At 70.0% G+C, this 20505-nt stretch carries 13 protein-coding genes and 1 tRNA gene (1 of these 14 only partly in view); 3 read left to right on the top strand and 11 right to left on the bottom strand.

The annotated features are described in order from the left end of the window. The 6 genes from E6G06_16195 to E6G06_16170 form a co-directional block, all read right to left on the bottom strand. Positions 1-1149: the 5' portion of a penicillin acylase family protein gene (locus tag E6G06_16195; protein ID TML88377.1), read on the bottom strand. It extends 1230 nt beyond the left edge of the window; 1149 of the gene's 2379 nt are visible here — the first part of the coding sequence; its start codon is at positions 1147-1149; the stop codon falls past the left edge of the window. Between the two features lie 36 nt (positions 1150-1185). Beyond that, positions 1186-2187 carry a hypothetical protein gene (locus E6G06_16190; protein TML88376.1) on the bottom strand — a complete coding sequence of 334 codons (1002 nt, stop codon included), beginning with the start codon at positions 2185-2187 and terminating at the stop codon, positions 1186-1188. 60 nt (positions 2188-2247) lie between these two features. Further along, on the bottom strand, positions 2248-3054 hold the full coding sequence (locus E6G06_16185; protein TML88375.1) for an acyltransferase family protein: 807 nt from the start codon (positions 3052-3054) through the stop codon (positions 2248-2250). 31 nt (positions 3055-3085) lie between these two features. Then, positions 3086-3925 carry an LLM class F420-dependent oxidoreductase gene (locus tag E6G06_16180; GenBank protein TML88374.1) on the bottom strand — a complete coding sequence of 280 codons (840 nt, stop codon included), beginning with the start codon at positions 3923-3925 and terminating at the stop codon, positions 3086-3088. Positions 3926-3976: 51 nt separating this feature from the next. Next, the gene (locus E6G06_16175) at positions 3977-4777 is read right to left on the bottom strand and encodes a hypothetical protein (protein ID TML88373.1); all 801 of its coding nucleotides are present in this window, start codon (positions 4775-4777) and stop codon (positions 3977-3979) included. Between the two features lie 68 nt (positions 4778-4845). Then, entirely contained in the window at positions 4846-5598 is a 753-nt protein-coding gene (locus E6G06_16170; protein TML88372.1) for a DUF4388 domain-containing protein, read from the bottom strand. A gap of 140 nt (positions 5599-5738) precedes the next feature. On the opposite strand from E6G06_16170, the gene E6G06_16165 reads away from it, so the two are divergent. Further along, positions 5739-6959 (top strand): cytochrome P450, encoded by a 1221-nt coding sequence (locus tag E6G06_16165; protein ID TML88371.1) that lies wholly within the window; start codon positions 5739-5741, stop codon positions 6957-6959. Between the two features lie 18 nt (positions 6960-6977). Here the strand turns inward: E6G06_16165 and E6G06_16160 are convergent, their stop codons facing one another. Continuing rightward, positions 6978-8411: an amidase gene (locus E6G06_16160; protein TML88370.1), complete on the bottom strand. Its 1434-nt coding sequence runs from the start codon at positions 8409-8411 to the stop codon at positions 6978-6980. A gap of 10 nt (positions 8412-8421) precedes the next feature. Beyond that, a complete protein-coding gene (locus E6G06_16155) occupies positions 8422-10113 on the bottom strand; it encodes a Ppx/GppA family phosphatase (GenBank protein TML88369.1) in 1692 nt (563 codons plus the stop codon). Here E6G06_16155 and E6G06_16150 point away from each other — a divergent pair. Continuing rightward, a complete protein-coding gene (locus E6G06_16150; GenBank protein TML88368.1) occupies positions 10098-12749 on the top strand; it encodes a hypothetical protein in 2652 nt (883 codons plus the stop codon). The genes E6G06_16155 and E6G06_16150 overlap by 16 nt on opposite strands. An 8-nt stretch (positions 12750-12757) precedes the next feature. On the opposite strand, the gene E6G06_16145 is transcribed toward E6G06_16150, so the two are convergent. Both E6G06_16145 and E6G06_16140 read right to left on the bottom strand, forming a co-directional pair. Next, positions 12758-15043, bottom strand: coding sequence for an EAL domain-containing protein (locus E6G06_16145; protein TML88367.1), 2286 nt, complete (start codon positions 15041-15043; stop codon positions 12758-12760). Between the two features lie 102 nt (positions 15044-15145). Beyond that, positions 15146-17530: a hypothetical protein gene (locus tag E6G06_16140; protein ID TML88366.1), complete on the bottom strand. Its 2385-nt coding sequence runs from the start codon at positions 17528-17530 to the stop codon at positions 15146-15148. A gap of 158 nt (positions 17531-17688) precedes the next feature. On the opposite strand from E6G06_16140, the gene E6G06_16135 reads away from it, so the two are divergent. Beyond that, positions 17689-19017, top strand: coding sequence for a glycosyltransferase family 39 protein (locus tag E6G06_16135; GenBank protein ID TML88365.1), 1329 nt, complete (start codon positions 17689-17691; stop codon positions 19015-19017). Positions 19018-19040: 23 nt separating this feature from the next. Here E6G06_16135 and E6G06_16130 read toward each other — a convergent pair. Continuing rightward, positions 19041-19116 (bottom strand) — tRNA-Arg (locus tag E6G06_16130). Positions 19117-20505 lie beyond the last annotated feature (1389 nt).

Here is a 20505-nt window from a genome sequence, read left to right as displayed (position 1 = left end):
CGCGCTCCACGCGAAGTTCTTGCCCCGCCCCAACAGCACGTAGAGCGAGATGCCCGGGAAGGCGACGCCGCGCGCGTCGATGCCGCCGCCGTGAAGGTCCTCCTCCATGAGGATTTCGGGATAGAAGTAGCCGACTTGCGGGCCCATGACGGCGAGCGGGCTGTGCGTGGCCGAGCGATCCCCGTCGACGAGGAGCGCGTTGGACATGTGGCGCACCGGCGTTAGGGCGGTCACCGACTGCACCGAGCCGGCGTCGACGACCGCGGAGCCGGGCGTCGCCCCCTTCGGGCTCTCGAGGTACGGGAACCGCTTGTTGATGGTGGTGGGCGCCTCGGGGTCGTGCGCCTCGCGCAGGTCACGCCAGATCTTGAGACCGTCCTCCGCGCCGAACTGCGCCTGGAAGCGCGCGAGCAGCTCCGAACGACGAACCTCGTCGCCGCCGCCCTTGCCGAAGACCGCCCCGATGAGCGCGGTGGTGGCGAGCACGTCGTTGCGGGTCCACGGAGCGGCCGGGTTGCCCGTGGACCGGTAGTAGGCGTTGATGCCCTCGATGTACGCGTCGACGTCGGCGAGCACCTTGCGTCCCGTCGCGCCGAACTCGTCGAGGAGGCTGACGCGCTGGGCGTCGAGGAACTGCTCGGTCTGCGCGCTCGGCTGGAACTGGCGGAGGGAGAGGGCGAGGTTGAAAGCGTCGAGCCCGGGGACGTCGAGCGCGGCGACCCGAGCCGGACCGCGGATGACCTCCAGGAGCAGGCCGCGGTCGTGGGCCGCGGCCCAGCCCGCGCCGTACATCACGTCGGCCCGCTGCTCGCCGAAGATGTGCGGCACGCCGAAGGAGTCGCGCACGAGTCGCAGGCCGGGCCGAGGCGTCGGCTCGACCGTGCCGGTCTCGTTGCCGAGGCCGAGGATCTCGGGCTTGAAGTGCGTCTCGATGTCGCCCGCCTTCACCTGGTCGAACAGCGGCGTGAGACCGTCGTACAGCGGGATCTGGTCTCTCGAGTGCACGTCGAGCGGCAGGCCGCCCGACTCGCCCGGCGGCAGCACGTTGAAGAGCCGGCTCTGGCCGTCGCCCTCGTCGTCGGCGGCCGCAACCGCGGTGGACCCCAGCAGAAGGACGCAGATGATCGCCACCATCAGCTTCTTCGACATCGATTCCCCCCTCTGATCTCTGCCGGGACCGCGACCCTAGGCCGCCGGGAAGCGGATGTACTCCTCGATGATCAGCAGCGCCAGGTCCGGGTGACCAGGAACCTCCCCCTCGATGCGACCGCGTTCGCGCAGGTCGTCGACGAGACGGTCGACCACGACCTCGAGCGTGAGGTCCTCGGCATGGTGGCGCCACGCGCGCTGCTCGTGCTCGTCGGTGAAGCAGTACGCCTTCCACGACACCGAGAAGCGCAGCTCCTCCCACGCGTAGCGCGTGACCTCGCGATGGCCGTCGTGCACCACCCACGCGCCGTCGCCCGCGAAGTCGAGGCGCATCCCGGGCTTCAAGGGCGCCATCTCCTCGCCCGTGTCGAAGACGCGGTCCACACCGTGGAACACGCTGTCGGCATCGAGCAGGATGGCGGTGTTGAACGTGACCTCGTGGGCCACGGCCGGCGCGTCGGGACCGTCGGGGAAGAACGCGAACTCGCCGCCCTTGCAGTCGTGGAACCACGCAACACCCGTGGCGATCGGCATCCGCCACTTCGAGAACAGGCCGGAGTGGTGCATGGCGACGAGCAGCCACTGAGGGCAGGTCTTGCGGTTGCAGCCGCGGAACTCGGGCACGTCGGTGTGCAGCGCCAGCTCCTGGCCCGGCACCATCAGGTTGGCGAACACGATGGCCGGCTCGATGACGGGTCGGCCGTGCACGAGACGGGCGGCGTCGGTGAAGCCCGCGTGGTTGAGGTACGGCTCGATGCCGTCGATCAGCGCCCGCTGGCCGTAGGCGTACTCCTCGCGGAAGTAGTTCGTACGCGCCGCGAGCGTGGCCACCGGCTCGTGACGACCGTGGCGTCCGCCGGTGCGCAGGAAGTTGAGCACGCTGTCGTGACGCTGGCTCAGGCCGCGGCCGATCTCGGAATCGACGTTCTCCTGCGAGTACATGCCGTACGAGCCGAACCGCTCGCAGAGGCGGATCATCGCCTCCGCCCCCGCGTCGTCGAACAGGGCGTCGAACAGGACGTACCGGTACCCGCTCACGACCTGATCTTCTCAGGTCCCCCGCGCCCGTGCCTGAAAACGCCCACGGTGGCCCGCACGTCAGCCGAACCAGATGCTCTTGCGCGCTTCGAGCATGTCGACCAGCGCGAGCTGGATGCGCTCCCTGATCCGCTCGGCCTCGTCCATCACCATGCTGGTGGAGTACCGATCCTCGTCGGGCGCGACGTCGAACGTCACCGGCTCGAGGACGCGCAGATGGAACTTGGCGGGGAAGAAGAGGATGAGCCCCGCGGGGCCGAACAACAGCATGTTCGCGGTGATCGGGACATACGGCACGCGAAGCGCTCGCGCGAGCGCGCCGTTCTTGTACACGATCGGCATGGCCTCCTCGGAGCCGACGACCGCGATCGGCACGACCGGCACGCCCGCACGCATGGCGGTCTCGACGAACCCGCCCCGGCCGAAGCGGCGCAGCTGATAGCGCTCCCCCATCAGCTTTCCGGTGCCCTTGGTGCCCTCGGGGTAGACGAGGGCGAGGCAGCCCTCGTCGTGCAGGAGCCGGTGGGCGTTCGCCGGGTGAGCGGCCACGCCACCCATCCGGGCGAAGACGGTGCCCGCGACGGGCAGGGACCAGAACGTGTAGTCGGCGAGCACGTACAGGGGCCGGCCCACCTCCTTCTCGATCCCGTGCATGATCACCGGGCCGTCGGCCGGCACGGCTCCCGCGTGGTTCGCCACGAGCAGCGCGCCGCCGGAGCGGGGGATGTGCTCGAGCCCTTCCCATCGCGCCCGGAACCATCGACGGTAGATGGGGTCGAACGCGCGATGGAAGACGTCGCACATGTGCTCCGACCGGCCCCACTCGTCGACGTCGTCCACTGCCGCGACAGCGGGCTCGCGCGCCATGTCGGTCGATGCTAGTGAGCCGACGTGGGGCTCAGGTCAACGGCGCGAGCGCGGCGGCGAGCGGCTCCAGCACCTTCGGCGTGTGCGGCACGGGGAGATAGACGATGCCGAGGTCGAGGCCCGATTCGGCCAGCGCCGCAGCCTGGTCGGCCACTCGACCGGGGTCGCCGTCGTCACCGAGGCGGAGGTGGGTCGAGGTCATGATCTCGGACGGGTCGCGGCCGACGTCGGCGCAGTGGGCTGCGATCACCTCACGCTTGTGGACGAGATCGGCTGGTGACAGCGCAGGCGCATTCCAGTGCTGGGCCCAACGGGCCACGGCGCGCAGCGTCCGCTTCTCGCCCAGCCCGCCGATGCAGACGGGCGGATGCGGTCGTTGCACCGGCTTCGGTGAGCAACGCGCTGATCGCAGCTGGTAATGGCGGCCGTCGAAGTCGGTTGTCTCGTTCGAGAGCAGTCCGACGATCACCGCACACGCCTCGTCGAAGCGGTCGAAGCGCTCCTTCAGGGGAGGGAGCTCGATTCCGTAGGCGTTGCACTCCTCCTCGTTCCAACCCGCGCCGAGCCCGAGCTCGAGGCGGCCGTCGGAGATGACGTCGACCGTCGCAGCCATGTTGGCGAGGACCGCCGGGTGGCGGTAGATGTTGCCGGTGACGAGCACACCGACGCGGATGCGCCTGGTCGCCTGGGCGAGCGCGGCGAGCGTGGCCCACCCTTCGAGGCACGGACCGGTCGGGTCGGAGAAGATCGGGTAGAAGTGGTCGAACGTCCATCCCGACTCGAACACGTCGATGTCGTCGGCGGCGGTCCAGACCGCGAGCATGTCGTCCCAGGTGGTGTGTTGGGGAGCCGTCTTGATCGCGAAGCGCATCGGCCGATCCTGTCACGTCGTCGGACCGGTCGGCACCCGCCGGTCAGGACGCTACGACCCCGGGGGCAGCGCTCGCCGCCGGCCACCCGTCAGCGCGCCGCGGGCCGCTCGGCCGCGGAGGCGAGCCATCCATCGCGGGCCCTGTTCGGCCACCACCGCGGTCACGGTCGCGCGCACGATGACGGCGGCCTCCAACACGTGTGAGGCGGCGTCGCGCCACCGGTCGGTCGCCACCGGGCGGGCCTCGGACCGTTCGGACTCGCTGACCAGCTGGAAGCGTCCCATCCACAGTCGCTCACGCTGGAGCTCGAGCTGACGGCGCTCCGCGTCGAGCTGCTCCCGGAGGTCGTCGAGGCGCTCGTAGGTCGCTTCGATGCGCTCACGCGCCTTGCTCAGGCGGGCCCACTCCGCGAGGAGGTCGCGCCGGTTGCGCTCGAGCTGCTGCCACTGGTCCTCGAAGGTCGGTTGCAGACCCGCCAGCGCGGCGCCCCGCAGCGAGAGCGACGGTGCCTCGGCGACCGACCGCGCCGTGCGGGCCGGCGTTGCCTCGACGACCGGCGATGACTCAGGCGGCGGTGCGGTCTCGGTCGATGGCGCGGTGGCGGTCGGTGGCGCCTCGGCGGCGGGTGAGCGCTCCTGGCCCGGTGACGGCTGCGCGTCGGCGGGGGTTTGGGGCGGCATCGGTGCCGGCGAGCCGGCCGCGATCGTCCCGCGGTTCTCGGCCTCGCGCCGAAGCTTCGCCTCGCGCGCCCAGCGGAAGTGCGCCTCGGCCTCGCGTCGCATCTGCTCCTGCAGATCCGCGACGGCGGACCGCTCGCGGTCATCCGACTTGCCCTTGCCTCTGCCCCCCACGTCCGTCATGGTACTGCCCGGCACCCGGTTGAAAACCGGCCGGGTCTGGAAGTTTCGGATCTTTCGACTCAGCCCTTCGGGCCCTGCCTGCCGAGCTTCGAGCCGATGCGCAGCAGGGGTCGCGACGGCTTCGACCCCCCCGCCTCCCCGTCGTCTCCCGGTGCCGGCGGGTCCGCTGCATCCCCGTCTCCCAGGTCGTCGTCGTCGGGAGCGGTGAGGTCGACCTCTGCCGCGATCGCCGCCTTGGGCCGCTCCGCGTCGATGGTCACGATGCCGTCGTCGACGAGCGACTTCAGCAGCCGGCCCACCTCGTAGGTCCCCAGGCCCAGCGTGCGCGCCAGGCGGTGGACGCTGCGCCGCCCGTCGATGGCGGCGATGAGGCGCCACCTGTCGCGCGTCAGCGTGACGGCCTCGGGGATGAGCTCGTCGACGACGCGCGGGCGCACGTCCATCGAGGGGATGACGGCCTGGATCTCACGCCATTCGATCAGCCGCTGCCGGGCCTCTCGGAGCACGGTCTCGACCGACGACGAGAGCTGCGTCGCCCAGGGTGCCGACACGCGCGGCTGGAACTCGAACACGCCGCGCTCGCACTGGAGGAACTCGAAACACAGCTCCTCGAGGCGTGTCCGGGCCTCGCCCGCGGACGAAGGGGTCGTGTAGTCGCCGGACTCGGCGCCCGTCAGATGCCCGTCGCGCAGGTAGATGTGCCCGGCCACCCCGCCGGCGCGCACATGCAGGCGACCCGATTGCCGCTTGCGCTCGAGCAACTCCAGGAGTTCGGAGAAGCCGAGCACGTCGAAGCTGCCCTGCAACGACATGCGTGCATCTTGCCCGTCGCGGCGCCCCGGCGACAATGGCAGCACCGGAGCGAGGCGCGTCGACGCGCGAACGTCGCTACGGAAACGCGGCGCCGGCGCGGGTGCTCTACCCTGACGCGGACGTCACTCAGGGGGTAACGATGGAGTCGAGCAACGTCCGCGACGCCTTCGACCTCACCGCGGGCGGTGGTGTGCGCGACCCGTGGACGCGACTGGCCGGGCTGCGCCGCTCGGTAGGCGTGGTCGAGGGCGGACTCTTCCAGAGCCCGACGGCCGACGACGGCTCGGCGCGCTTCGCCGTCCTCCGCTACGACGACTGCGCCCACGTGCTGCGCGACAACGCGACGTATTCGTCGACGATCTACGTGGACATGATGGGCCCGGTGATGGGCCACACCATCCTCGAGATGGATGAGCCCGAGCACAAGCGCCATCGCAACCTGGCTGGCCATGCCTTCCGGCAGAAGACGCTGCAACGCTGGGAGGACGAGCTCATCGGGCCGCTGGCCCACGAGATGATCGACGCCTTCGCACCGCGCGGGCGGGCGGAGTTGGTGAGCGAGCTGACGTTCCCGTACCCGGTGCAGGTCATCGCCCGCATCCTCGGCCTGCCCCATGAGGACTACCAGCACTTCCAGGCGCTGGCCTTCACCCTCACGAGCGTCGGCGCCGGGTACGACGCAGCCCTCGACGCCTCCCGGGAGCTGGAGGCCTACCTCCTCCCCATCGTCGGGGCCCGGCGCGCAGACCCGCGGGACGACCTGATCAGCGAGCTCGCCACGGCCGAGGTGGACGGCGAGGTCCTCACCGACATCGAGATCGTGTCGTACCTGCGCCTGCTGTTGCCGGCCGGATCCGAGACGACCTATTGCTCGGTTGGGAGCCTGCTGCTCGCGCTGCTGACCCACCCCGATCAGCTGGAGGAGACCCGCGCCGACCGGACGCTCGTCCCCCACGCCATCGAGGAGCTGCTGCGGTGGGAGCCGGCGGTGCCCTTCATCCCGCGGCTCGCCGTCCGCGATTCCACCGTTGCCGGTGTCGAGATCCCCGCGGGGGCACACGTCACGGTGTGCCTGGGCGTGGCCAACCGCGACGAGACGCGCTTCGCCGACCCCGACCGCTTCGACATCCACCGTCGCGACCAGCAGCACCTCGGCTTCGCGTCCGGCCCGCACATGTGCCTGGGCATGCACCTGGCCCGGATGGAGATGCGCATCGTGCTCAACGCGCTGCTCGACCGCTTCCCCCGCATCGAGCTCGACCCCGGCCCGCCCGGCACCGACACGCACGACCCCCACATCCACGGGTTCGGGTTCCGGTCGCCCACGTGCGTGCCCGTGCGGTTCACGCCCGAGGGCTGAACGCGGGGTCTGCTCGGCTCAGGCGGAGACGGGCGACCTGCGGTGCGCCCACGGCTGCGCCTGCTCGAGCTGCGCGGCGACGCGGAACAGCACGTCCTCGCGCGCGTACTCGGCCACCAACTGCACACCGATCGGCAGCCCGTCGTCGTTCCAGTGCAGCGGGAGCGAGATTGCCGGCTGGCCGCTCACGTTGAAGTGCGTCGTGTACGGCACCAGAGCGGTGAGGGTACGGCGGAACGCGTCGGCGTCGTCGAGCTCCGGTGACAGTTCCCCGATGGGCGGTGGCACGGAACCCAACGTCGGCGTGAGCAGCAGGTCGAAGCCGCCGGCCCACCAGCCCGCCAGGCTGCGGGTGAAAGCGGCCGACGCGGCCAGGGCACGCGCCAGGTCGACGCCGCTCACCCCGTTCGCCATCTCCGCCATCACCCAGGTGTACGGCTCCACGTCGTCGGCCGTGAGCTCGCGCCCGACCATCCGCCCGACGACCTGGAGGCCGAGGCGAGCCGTGGTGCTCCAGCGGGCGAGGAAGCTCGCGCCGTTCTCGGCGGGACGGTCGAGCACTGCGGGGTGTGACTCCTCCACGTGATGACCGAGCGACTCGAGCAACGCGGCCGCGCCGCGCACCGCGGCCACACAGTCGGGGTGCAGCGTGCCGCCCGGGTCATGGGCGAGCAGCCCGACGCGCAGGCGTCCGGGATCGGCACCCACCTCGTCGCGGTAGGGCCGGGCCGGCGCGGGGGCGACGACCATGTCGCCCGGCGCCGGGCCGCAGGTGACGTCGAGGATGCCGGCCGAGTCGCGCACCGACCGGGCGACCACGTGGTTCACGCTCAGGCCCGTCTCGTCGCGGTCGGGGCCCAGGGTGATGCGTCCCCGCGACACCTTGAGCCCGACGAGCCCGCACATGCTGGCGGGGATGCGGATCGACCCGCCACCGTCGCTCGCGTGCGAGACGGGCACCATGCCCGCCGCGACCGCGGCGGCGCTGCCTCCGCTCGACCCGCCCGGCGAGCGCGTCGTGTCCCAGGGGTTGCGCGTGGCGCCGTGGGCGAGGGGCTCAGTCGTGGGCAGGAGGCCCAGCTCGGGAGTGTTCGTGCGTCCCACGAACACGAAGCCGGCACGGCGGTAGCGCGCCGTCACGTAGACGTCGTCGGATGCGACGTTGCCCGCGTCGCGCAGGACGCGCATGCCGTTGTGGATGGGATCGCCCGCGGTAGGAGCGAAGAGGTCCTTGACCGTGAAGGGGACACCGCGGAAGGGACCGTTCGGCAGGTCCGACGCCGCCTGCGCCCGCGCCTTGTCGAACAGGGGGTGGATGACCGCGTTGAGCTCGGGGTTGAGCTTCTCGACGCGGGTGATCGCCCCCTCCACCAACTCGGCCGGGCTGACCTGCCCGGTGCGAACCAGCTCGGCCTGCGCGGTGGCATCGAGCCACGCGACGTCGTCACTCATGGCGGGGAGCCTAGGTCTCGAGCTCCACCACCACCCCGAGTGCCTCTTCGAGCAGGGCCTTGCGCGCGTCGGCCGTGTAGACCTCGAGTGAGGCGTCGACTCCCTCGGCGGTCTCGAGCGAGACCGTCAGACGGCCGTCCTGAGTGCGACACGACAGGGCGCGCACGTTTCCGGCGTGCGTGCGATCGAGGGCGATGGCGACGCGCAGGATGCCCGCCAGCTTCCGCACCACCTCCTGGTCGCGCTCCGCCAGCCGGGCGAACTCGTCGTGGTTCGCCTTGGGCGCGCTCTTCCGGTGATAGCGGGCGGTCTGCGCGATGAGCTCGACCTCGTGGTCGGTGAATCCGGTGAGGTGCTCGGAGTTGCGGATGATGTAATACGAGTGCAGGTGGTGACGGGCGTGGGAGATGAAGAGGCCGACGTTGCAGAGAAGCCCGGCAGCCTCGAGATGCTCGCGGTACGCCTCGTCGAGCTGGTGCAGGTCGCGGCAACCGTCGTAGAGCTGGAGCGCGAGCGCGGTGGCGTGCTCGAGGTGCTCACGCTCGTCGGGGCAGATGTCGGCCAGATGGCGCACGCTCTGGTAGCGGAGGTCTCGGAGGTGGTGGAGCGACGCGTCCTGCGTGCGTTGCAGGGCGTCGAGCAGGACCCCCTCGCGCAACGCGAAGTCCGAGACGATCATGCGCTCGATGCGGAGCTCGGCGAAGGCCTGCTCCAACAGGATGACGCCGCCGAGGATGATGTCGGCGCGCTTCGGGTCGAGGCCTTCGACCTTGAGGAGCTCCTTGACCGTGCGCGCCTTGGTGACCGCCTTGACCACGTCGGCCAGCTCGGCGGCGGTGAACTCGAAGTTGCTCAGCACCCGCACGGGCTCACCGCCGCGCTGCGCCTGCACCATCTCGGCGACGTTGAGGATCGTGCCCGAGCTGCCGACGGCCACCTCGAAGCCGCGTCGCGCGATCTCACGCGCCACCGGACGGAGGTAGGCGCGCACGAACTGCCGGCACTCGTCGACACTGCTGCGGCGCACCTGCTCGCCACCGAAGAAACGCTCGGTGAGTCGGATCGTGCCGAGCTTGAGGCTGCGGGCCTCGAGCACCCGCCCGGCCCGACCGAGCACGAGCTCCGTGCTGCCGCCTCCGATGTCGATCAGCAACAGCTGCCGGTCGAACACCGGCACTGCCTGGAGCACGCCGAGGTGGATGAGCCGTGCCTCCTCCACGCCCGAGATCACCTCGACCTCGATGCCCGCCTCGGCGCGCGCCCGGTCGAGGAAGACGTCGCGGTTCTCGGCCTCGCGCACCGCGCTCGTCGCCACTGCGTGGATCGTCGCGTCCGAGATCTCCGCGACCTGACGGAACCGCTGGAGCGCCTCGATGCCACGGGCGATGGCCGCCGGCTCGAGCACCTTCATGTCGCCCGAGCCCGAGCCCAAGCGCACCATCTCCTTCTCCCGGTCGATCACCTCGAAGCGGTTGCCGTCGAGCGCTCGTGCAACGAGCAGGTGGATGGAGTTGGTGCCGATGTCGATGGCGGCCAGGGTCGCGTGCTCAGCGGCCACCGGATGTGCCCTCGTCCGCCTCGTCGAACATCGGACGGCACCCTGCCACAACTGCGGGCCGTGTTCGCCCACCCGGCCTGGACGCCATTTGACAGGCCGATCGGGAGCGGCGTTCCCTGGTTGAGGCGATGGAGGGGGACGCACCTGTGCTCAGCGGTGGACGAAGGCGTGGACTCCGAGCCCTGATCGCGCTCGTGGCAGTGGTGGCAGCGGTCCTGCCCGCCTCGTTCTTCACCCACGCGGGCAACACCCGTCCCGCGGCGGCGGCCGACAACGTCGTCGACTGCGGGGCCGTGCCCCACCCGAAGTGCAACATCGTGATGATCGTCACCGACGACCAGACGCTCGGCACCCTCGCCGACCTGGCCGATCCGGTGAACAAGCCCGCGTCGGGCTCCTTCGCCAGCCTGCCCGGCCTTGCCTCGATCTCGGGCATGCCCTACCTGCGCAGCCGGCCCGACGGGTCGTGGGTGGAGTTCAAGAACTACTACGACGACACGTCGATCTGCTGCCCGGCGCGGGCCAGTCTGCTCAGTGGTCAGTACAACCACCACAACGGGGTCAACGACAACGACTCCGGCGCGATCTTCGACGACACCGTCGGGATCAACAACTGGCTGCACGATGCGGGCTACAAGACGGGCCTCATTGGCAAGTACCTCAACCTCTATCCCTTCGGCCGCACGCAGCTCGTCGGTGGCGTACCGAAGCCGTACGTGCCGCCCAACTGGGATCGTTGGCTCGCGTTCCGCTCCGAGGAGTCGCCCGGCAGTGGAGACCTGAAGTTCTACAACTACTCGCTGATCGACGAGAACCACAACGAGACAGCCCATTCGTGCTCCGCGGCACCTCCGCTCGCGCGTGACGACCCCAACAACTGCTACTCCACCGACGTGCTCGCCACCGCCGCCACCGACTTCATCAACACCAGCGCGGGCGGGCCGTTCTTCCTTGACTTCACCCCTCACGGCCCACACAACAGCAAGCTCCAGAACTGCACGGTCGCGTCGGGCGCGGCGTGCCCGGGCACCCCGTTACCGGCTTCCCGCGACATCCCCGCCACCCCGCCGCCGACACTGCCCCACTCGCCGAGCTTCAACGAGGGCGGCAACCCGGATGGCACCGAGAACACCGACGACTACGACAAGCCGCAATGGGTCGACTCGCTGCCGGTGCTGACGAAGCGTGCCCCGGGCGAGGAGATCACCACCAACACGCCCGGCATCGCGCCCCAGGTGGGTGAGTACGACGCCGACCGCATCCGCGTCAACGCCCAGCTCGCCCTCAAGTCGGTCGACGAGGCCATCGCCGAGATCGTCGCCGCGCTGAAGGCGAACCAGGTGCTCAACCGCACGATCATCGTTTTCACCAGCGACAACGGCTTCGGGCACGGTGTCCACAAGCTGGGGCAGAGCGAGCCGACCCGCAAGAACTGCCAGTACGAGGAGTGCTCGCACCTCCCGCTGCTGATCCGGTACCCCGGCGGCCCCAACCGCACCGAGACGAGGCTGGCCAGCAACGTCGACCTGGCGCCGACGTTCGCCCGGTTCGCGGGGGTCCTCGACAAGTTCAAGGACCGCGGGCGCGACGGCGCCAACCTCTACCAACTGATCATCGGCGCGTCGGCTCCGAGTTGGCGCAAGCAGACGCTGATCGAGTTCCGGTCCAACCTTCCGAGTGGCGCGTACGCGACCGAGCGCCGGTACTGGGCTCTGCGCACGCTCGACTATCCCTCCGCGGGTCAGTCGTGGAAGTACGTCGAGACCGACATCAAGGACCCGCTCACGTTCCCCAACCCGAACTACGTGCAAAAGGAGCTCTACAACCTCGTCACCGACCCCTACGAGCTCAACAACCTGTGCCAGCAGTCGGGCATGAAGCCGCCGCAACCGCCCAACTGTCCGAGCGTGGCCACCGACCTGGCCACCCGCTTGAACGAGCTGAGGAACGGCCGCCGGTCGCTGTCCATCGGTGACGTCAACATCTGGGAGGGCGACGTCGGCAACGTGCCCAACGCGGGATCACCCGTGAAGCCGATCGCGCACTTCACCGTCACGCTCTCGGAGCCGAGCGAGAAGGAGGTGCGCGTCAACTACGGCACGGCCGACGGCACCGCCAAGGGTGGCTCCGACTTCACCCAAGTGCTCGGCACACTGGTCTTCCCGCCGGGCGTGACGTCGAAGTCGGTCGACGTCCCCGTGCTCGGCGACACCCAGGCACCCGGGGCGACGGGCAGCACCGACGCGGCACTCGAGACGTTCACGGTCCTCCTCGGTGGAGCGGTCGGCGCGCCCATCGCCGACGGGTCGGGCACCGGGGTCATCATCGACGACGAAGCCGCGCCGGCCGGAACCCAGGTGGGCCTCGGCGACACGACGGTCGTCGAGGGCGACTTCGAGGGTCACCTCGCGGCCGGTTGGATCACGAGCGCCGAAGCGGATCTGACCGTGACCCTTTCGAAGACGAGCTCCAGCTCGACGGTCACCGTCAACTACCAGATCGGCGCGTCCGGCGACACCGCCGGCGCGCTCGTCAACTTCCTCCCGCCGAACGGCTCGATGACGGGCACGGTGACCTTCGCCCCCGGCCAGTCGAGCCAGACCATCCCGATACGCATCCTGCCGGGAACCCGCCCCGCCGACGGCGACAAGTTCTTCACCGTCACGCTGACGATGGCTTGCACGAGCGGCTCGCCGTGCGTGCCGTGCTCGGGCTCGTCGTGCACGCCCAAGATCGCGCGTGCTTCCGGCCGGGTGGTCATCCGCAACGACGACGGTTGACCGCAGCGCTACACGCGCGGCGGTGACGAGTCGCGCGTCTGCTCGGCGAACGCGTCGCTCCCCAGCAGGTCCACCCGTTCGGGGAGCTCGGGCCGACCCAGCAGGTAACCCTGGGCGTAGTCGCAACCCATCGCCCGCAGGTGCACGAGCTGGAGCTCGGTCTCGACGCCTTCCGCGACGACGCGCAACCCGAGCGTGTGCGCGAGGCGCACGATCGCGGACACGATCGCCTCGTCGTGGTCGTCGATCCCGAGGCCCGCCACGAACGGCGAGTCGACCTTCACGATGCTCACGGGGAAGCGACGGAGATAGGCCATCGACGAGTAGCCGGTGCCGAAGTCGTCGATCGCGAACTGCACCCCGAGCGCTCGCAGCTCGCCCAGACGCAGAGCGGCCGTCTCGGGGTCGTGCAGCACGAGCGCCTCGGTGATCTCCAGCGACAGATGCAGGCGGCCGGGATCGATCCCTGCGCCCAGCAGCGTGTCTCTCACCGTCGCCACGAGCGTCGGCTCAGCCAGCTGGCGGGCCGAGAGGTTGACGCTGAGCCTGAGCGGATGCGCGGGATCGCGCACCTCGTTCCAGGCGCGCACTTGGCGGCACGCCTCGCGCAACACCCAGGCGCCGATGGGGACGATGAGCCCGCTGTCCTCGGCCACGGCGATGAACGCGTCCGGTCCCAGCAGTCCCCGCGTGGGATGCTCCCAACGCACAAGCGCCTCGACGCCGACGGGTCGACCCTCGACCAGCTCGAAGATCGGTTGATAGTGCAGTCGCAGCTCGCCGCGGGCGAGAGCGCCCCGCAGCGCGGTTTCCGTGTGCATCCGGAGAAGAGATTCGTCGTGCGTCGCGGTGTCGAAGACCTGCAGGCGCCCCCGGCACAACGCCTTGGCGCGGTACATGGCCGCGTCGGCGTCGCGCACCAGCTCGCCGGCCGTCTTGGCCCCGTCGCCGAGAGCCATGCCCAGGCTGGCCGAGGCCTGGAACTCCTCGCCGCCGACGAGGAACGGCGTGGCGAAGCACGCGAGGATCCGGCCGGCGAGGACGTCCGCCGACTCTGCCGTCGAGAGACCCTCGAAGAGCAGCACGAACTCGTCGCCACCGAATCGTGCCACCGTGTCTCCGGGGCGAAGCGTGCCGCGCAGCCGCGCCGCGACACCGATGAGGAGCTCGTCGCCGACGTCGTGACCCAATCCGTCGTTCACGAGCTTGAACCGATCGAGGTCGAGGAACATCACCGCGGGCGTGGCGTGCTCCCGACCCGCACGCGCGATCGCCTGCTCGAGCCGGTCGAGGAACAGCATCCGGTTGGGCAGCCCGGTCAGCGCGTCATGAAGGGCCTGATGTTCGAGCGCGGCCTCGACCCGCTTGCGCTCGGTGAGGTCGCGGGCATTGACGACGATCCCCGCCACCGAAGGTCGGTCGAGCAGGTCCGCCACGACCGCCTCGACATCGCGCCAGGTCCCGTCGGAGTGCCGGACCCGCAGCTCGAGCGGCTGAGCGGTCGTCATGACACGGAGCTCGGCACTCAGCTGGACCTGCAACCAGGAGATGTCGTCCGGATGGACGAGGTCGGCGGCCTGCTCGCCGATGAGCTCCTCGGGAGTGCGTCCGAGCAGTCCCACGCTCGCCTCGCTCGCGTACGTGATCTCGCCGGTCGTGTCCATGACCAGGGTGAGGTCGGACGAGTTCTGCACGAGCGACCGGAACCGTTCCTCGCTCGCGCGCAACCGCGCCTCGGCCCGTTCCTTCTGGTCGGTGACGGCTCCCGCCATTCGCACCACCATCACGACGGCGGCGGCCTCCAGCGCGGCGAGGCCGTGGACCAGCGGCTCCGAGATCAGCGACGGCGCGATGCCCCGCCAGATCGCCAGCTGACCGATCCCGAGGCAGACGACGGACCACCCCGCGGTGATCCGCCACGTCTTCGAGCCGCTCCGGGCCACGTTCTCCTGCGCCATGAACGCGTAGGCGATGGCGATCACCGGTCCCCACCCGGTGACGTAGAGCGTGACGGTGACGCCCGCCACTTGCACGAGCACGCGGAGATGGAGCGAGGTTCGTGACGGACGGTGGCGGAACCAGAGCTCGCTGGCGGTCCCCACCAGCGCGGTGCCCCACAAGACCACGAAGTACACCCAAACGTGCACCGGAGCCACCAGGTGCCAGCGTCGCAGCGCCCAAAGCAGGGCGAGCGCTACCGGGTTCACCGCATAGCCGAGGACGAAAGGTCGGAGTAGCGCCCCTCGCCCCTGACCCGTGGTCGATTTGTCGGTCGTGGCCGCCCCAGACGTCACGTTCACTTCCTTGTACCGGCGCAGGCGCAGGCGGGTGTGCGCTCTGAAGCCCGCGTCGGCCCGTTGACGAGGCGACTTGAGCGCGGAGGTGGCGGGGTTGGGTCAGGCCCCCGCGCTGATGTTGCCTGCGGCGAACGCGTCGGCGATCTTGGCGTTGAGGCTGCTCGAGACCAGCTGCAGGGCGAAGAACTCGTCGGCTTCACTGGCCGGGCCCGCGTTCACCGTGACGTCCACGCTCTGATTGCTCACGCCCGGCCCGAAGGTGAGGTCCTGCGACAGCGGCACGTAGTCGCCGTCGACGGCAGTCGCGGTGAAGGGAACTGTTGCCACGGCAACGCTCACCGACTCGCCGGCGAGCGGCGTGGCCGACAACGAGACCACGAACCTCGCGGTCGTCGTCGACGTCGACGACTGGGTGACCGACGCGTCGCGCACGTACACGGCGAAGCGCCCCAACTGGTCCCGGATGCGACCGACGCCCTGGGTGTCGCCGATCACGGCGTTGACCGAGCCGGACAACGTGAGCTTGACCGTCTCCACCCGCTCGTGGAAGGCATCGCCGTTCACCGTGACGTTCACCAGCTTCTGGGTCTCGTTCGGCAGGAACGTGAGCACGGTCGGCGGGATGGGGACGTAGTCGATGCCCGGCGTGGCGGTGCCGTCGTTCGTCGTCGCGTAGGTGACCTTCACGGTCTGCGACGTCGGCTTCGACAGCCGGATGCGATACGTCAGCGTCGCGGTGCCCGAGAAGGGCTCGACAACGCGCGGGTCCTGGATCGTGATCGACGGGAATGACGGAATCGAACCGTTGTAGATCGCGCCGACGCCGAACGAGTCGGAGATCTGCAGGTTCGGGGACGGCGACGAGGCGACCAGCATGAACTGCTCGGTCCCCTCACCAGGCGTGGACTTGCGGACGGTCACGGGGACGTCGATCGAGTTGCCCGTCGTCGAGTCGAACGTCAGGGTGATCGGTCCGAGGGCCGCGTAGTCGTTGTCGGCCACCTTCGCCGACAGGTCGGCGGTGGCCACCTGCACCGTGACGGTCTCGCCCGGCAGCGGCGCGGCGTTGAGCTCCACCGCGAAGTGCGCGGTGGTGAGCGCCGTCGGCGACTGGACGACCTGCGCGTCGCGGACGAAGACGGTGAAGCGTCCCAGCGGGTCGAGGATGCGACCCACCCCCGTGTCGTCGCCGAGCGTCGCGCCGACGGGGCTCTGCAACCGGACGATGAAGTTCTCATTCCGCTCGCGGAAGTCGTCACCGTTGATCGTGACCGAGACCGTCTGGGTGAGCGGGCCGCCCGGCGTGAACGTCACCAGCGTCGGCAGCAGCGCGTTGTAGTCCGACCCCGCGGCGGCAGTCCCGTTGCTCGACGACGCGGTGACGGTGACCGGGACGGCGGAGGGTGCCGAGAGCTCGATGGTGAACGTCGCCGTCGCGGTGCCGCCGGCGGGGGGCTCGTTCACCGCCTCATCGGAGATGTAGATCTGCGGGAGCGGGATGAACGGCGTCACCGCGACGGTCGCCACCCCGACGATGGAGGTCGCGGGGTCTGTTGCGCTGATCGTGGTCCCGCCCACGGCCACGCCCGTCACCAGGCCTTTGGTCGGGACGGTGTCGGAGACGGTCGCGTTGGCGGGGAAGAGCGAGCTCCACGTGACCAGGTCGGTGAGGGGCGCGGTCGTGAGGTCGCTGTAGACGCCCTCGGCCGTGAGCTGCTCGCTGCCACCCCTGGTCACCGACGAGGCCGGCGGCGAGATGTTGATCGCGACGAGGACCGGCGCGGTCACCCCGAGGCCGGCGACGCCGGCGATGCTCGTCGCGGCATCGGTCGCGGTGATGACCGTCGCCCCGATCCCCACCCCGGTCGCCAGCCCGCGCGACCCGTTTGCGTTGGAGATGCTGGCCACCGTCGTGAGCGACGACGACCAGACCACGTGGGTCGTGAGATCCTGAGTGCTGAGGTCGGTGTAGTGACCCGTGGCGGTGTACTGCTGCGTCGTGCCCTTGGGGATCGACGCGAGCAGCGGGTCGACGGTGATCGTCACCAGCTCGGCCGGCACCACCGTGACCAACGAGGAGCCCGAGATGAGTCCCGACGTCGCGGTGATGGTGGTGGCGCCGAGGGCCACGCCGGTGACCTTGCCCTTGTCGGCGCCGGTGTCGGTCACCGTCGCCGCCGAGGGGACCGACGACGTCCACGTGGCCGAGGTCGTGATGTCCGCGCTGCTCAGGTCGGTGTAGTGGCCGGTGGCGGTGAACTGCGTGGTCACGCCGATCGGCACGTTGGCGGGCGACGGGGTGACGTCGATGGAGACCAGCACCGCGGCGTCGGCCGCAGGCACCCACGGCACCGCGAGCATCCCGGCCAGCCCGACCGCGGACGCGACGAGCAGCCTGCGGAGCGTGTGACGTCCGGACATGGCACCCCTCAGCACCCCCCCGGACCGCTCGGGGCAACCGGATCCGAGGGTAGCGGAACGCATCTCGGCATGCCCTTGCCGTCTCGGAGAGGTAGCCGCGCTCGTGGGCGACGTCGAACGACCGGGCTTCCCGATTCAAAGGAAGACTGGCCAACGAGCGAAGAGACCTATCTATCTGGTAGCGACCCCCCACGGTCACCGATCAAAAGGGCTGGTCGACCATGCGGAATCACTTCAACCGCCGACTTGTCGCGTTGGTTGCCCTCGGGCTGGCTGTACGTGTCCTCTACGTCCTCGTGGTCATGCGCCACAGAGAGCTCGGCTTCGACTCGAACTGGTACCACGACATGGCGAACACGCTCAGCCGAGGTCGGGGGTACCAGGTGCGCTGTGCTGTCACCACGAGCTGCCATTTCCGTCCGACGGCCTACTTCCCGCCGTTGTTCCCGCTGCTGCTGGCGCTTCCTTCGCGACTGGGCGCGAGCTCCCTCACCAGCCTCCAACTGTTCGCCTGCGGCGTGGGCTCGTGCACCGTCGCCGCGGTGGGGTTCCTGGCGCGGCGGTTGGGAGGGCCGTCGGTGGGGCTGGTGGCGGCAGGGATCGCCGCCGTCCACCCGATGTTCTTCGCGCCGGACGGCGGGCTCATGTCGGAGTCGCTCTACCTCTTGGTGGTCACGTGCGTGCTGCTCGCCGCGTATCGTGCGCTCGAGCGTCCGAGCATGTCCCGCTGGGCGCTTCTGGGACTGCTCATCGGTGCCGCCGCGCTGACGAGAGGCGAGGGTCTCGTCCTGCTCCTCCTGGCGCTTCCCGTCGGGGCCGCACTCCGACGCCAACCCATCTCGCGTCGTCTGGCGCTCAGCGGTGTCGCCGTGGCCGTGAGCCTCGCGGTTGTGTCGCCGTGGGTCATTCGGAACAGCCTCACCTTCGGGGAGCCCGTGTTGTTCTCCACCAACGCGAACACGGTCGTGCGCGGAGCCAACTGCCCCGCGACATACGGCGGGACCATGATCGGCTATTGGAGTTTCGATTGCCTCTCGCTTGGCATCGACCCGCTCGAGTCACTCACGTTGAATGAGGTGCAGTCAGGGGATCGCATCCGTCGAGCGGGCATTCGCTATGCGAGCGCCCACAAGGGCCGGCTGGTGGCCGTGTCGGCCATTCGGGTGCTGCGCACCTGGGGAGTCTTCGACCCGCTTCAACAGGCGCGGCTCGAGGCTCCGGCCGGGCGCACCGTCGGCGGTGAGCAAGCCGGGTGGGCCATGTACGCGGCGCTCATCCCTCTGGCGGTCATCGGCCTCATGGTGGTGCACCGTGGACCGCCGCGCTGGCCGCTCGTCGGCGTCGGCGTGGTGGTGACGCTGCAGACGCTGCTGACGTACGGTGCCCAGCGCTGGCGAGCGACGGCGGAGCCCGTCATCGTGACCTGCGCGGCGATGACGATCGTGGCGCTCGTCCGTTCCCGCCGTCGTCGGCGGCACAGTCGTCGAGCGCCCGGCATCCGCCGGCCGAGGACGCAGCCGAGGGTTTGGTTGCGACGGGCGCGGGGCTAGGTCGGGCCATCGCATCACGCCGAAGGCGCCCCCGGAAGGATTCGAACCTTCGCACACGGTTTAGGAAACCGACGCTCTAATCCCCTGAGCTACGGGGGCGGGGGATGGAGAAAAGATGGCAGAAAACTCGGGGGCGCGTGGTCATCGGGGCTTCGAGACGTGGAGGAGAGTGGCGCGTTCGCTCCCCGCGGGCCCGCGGCGGCCACGGACCATGCGTGCGGGCGCGCCGAAGCCCCGGGCGGTTCGGGAGCGGCAGTGGTTCAGGCGGCGAGGGCGCTGGGGTGTCGTCGCCGGTGACGGTGGAGTGCGAGGCCGTTGACCATGAGGGCGTAGCCCAGCAGGTTGAGCAACTGGCGCGCGTGGCCGACGCTGTGGGCGCGGCGCAGCCAGAGGGTGTCATCCAGGTTGCGGTTGATGCTCTCGGCGTCGTTGCGGCGCGGGTAGAGCCGGGCGAAGTCGGGGTCGGTGGGCGGGATGACCCGGACGTTCTCGGTCCGGTTCAACTTGCGGGCTGTGTCTTCGGGGGTGGCGTGGAGCCGCAGCGTGAGGACGCCGGCGCCGAGGTGGTCGGGGAGGCGGTAGTCGTTGTACCAGCGGTAGCGGCCCGATTTGTCGGGGTTGCGATGCGTCCGCACCCTCGTGAGTGCGCCGAAGTGGAGGTCCCCTCGTTCGGTCAGCTCACCGATCCCGACCACCCCACCCCGGGCGTAGAGCGCGATGGCGCGGGTGCTGCCGTCGGGGAGCGCGATCGTCCGGGTCTCGAGCCGGGTGCTCTTCTCGACTCGCTGTCCGTCCCTCCGTCGTGGCTGCCTGACCCCGGCCTTGGCGGCGGTGACCCGGTTGACGGGAATGAGGCCGAGGTCGCGCAGCAGGGTCTGGTGATGCACGCCGCGCAATGCGGTGTCGTAGATCACGCCCTGCGCGCCGCTCACGAGGGGGGCAAGGCGGGTGAAGCAGTCCATCGCGGTCTTGGCTTCGCCGCCGTGGTTGGGGACCCAGGCGACGTCCAAGATGATGCGGCCGTGCACGTTCTCGTCGCGGGCGGCGACGAGCACGAACTTGGTGCCCCAGGCCGTCTCGCCGTCGCCCTGGAAGTGCAGCGCACCGTCGGGCTCGTAGCGTTTGGCGAGGATCTCGCCGGTCTGTTTGTCCACCCGGGTGTCGCCCGGGTGGGCCTTGTAGAGGGGCGTGACGACCTTGCCGTCGGCGTGGAGCATCCGGGTGAGGTCGGGATGGGTCCACGAGCCCGGACCGTCCGGATCGAGCAACCCGACCTCGCGGGCCTGTGCGGCGGCGAGCTTGCGGTGCCGCGTGCCCAAGGCCGCGAGGATGTCGGGGCGGGCGAGGTAGGTGGTGCGGGCGTAGAGGTAGTGGTGGCGGCGCATTGGCGTCTCCGGCAGCCACTGGGAGGGGTCTTTCGAGAACTGGTCGCGCACGAGGCGTCGCACGAAGGCCCACACCACCGGGTGCGCCAGCTCGGCCTCCACC

The organism is Actinomycetota bacterium, assembly GCA_005888325.1.
GTDB lineage: Bacteria > Actinomycetota > Acidimicrobiia > Acidimicrobiales > AC-14 > AC-14.
Note: the sequence above shows the minus strand (reverse complement) of the source record. Positions and strands in the feature narration are given on the sequence as shown.

Bases quoted from the DNA above. Each gene is read 5' to 3' on its own strand.
- E6G06_16185 (TML88375.1), bottom strand. From the start codon at position 3,054: ATGGCGCGCGAGCCCGCTGTCGCGGCAGTGGACGACGTCGACGAGTGG.
- E6G06_16180 (TML88374.1), bottom strand. From the start codon at position 3,925: ATGCGCTTCGCGATCAAGACGGCTCCCCAACACACCACCTGGGACGAC.
- E6G06_16170 (TML88372.1), bottom strand. From the start codon at position 5,598: ATGTCGTTGCAGGGCAGCTTCGACGTGCTCGGCTTCTCCGAACTCCTG.
- E6G06_16165 (TML88371.1), top strand. From the start codon at position 5,739: ATGGAGTCGAGCAACGTCCGCGACGCCTTCGACCTCACCGCGGGCGGT.
- E6G06_16160 (TML88370.1), bottom strand. From the start codon at position 8,411: ATGAGTGACGACGTCGCGTGGCTCGATGCCACCGCGCAGGCCGAGCTG.
- E6G06_16150 (TML88368.1), top strand. From the start codon at position 10,098: ATGGAGGGGGACGCACCTGTGCTCAGCGGTGGACGAAGGCGTGGACTC.
- E6G06_16140 (TML88366.1), bottom strand. From the start codon at position 17,530: ATGCGTTCCGCTACCCTCGGATCCGGTTGCCCCGAGCGGTCCGGGGGG.
- E6G06_16135 (TML88365.1), top strand. From the start codon at position 17,689: ATGCGGAATCACTTCAACCGCCGACTTGTCGCGTTGGTTGCCCTCGGG.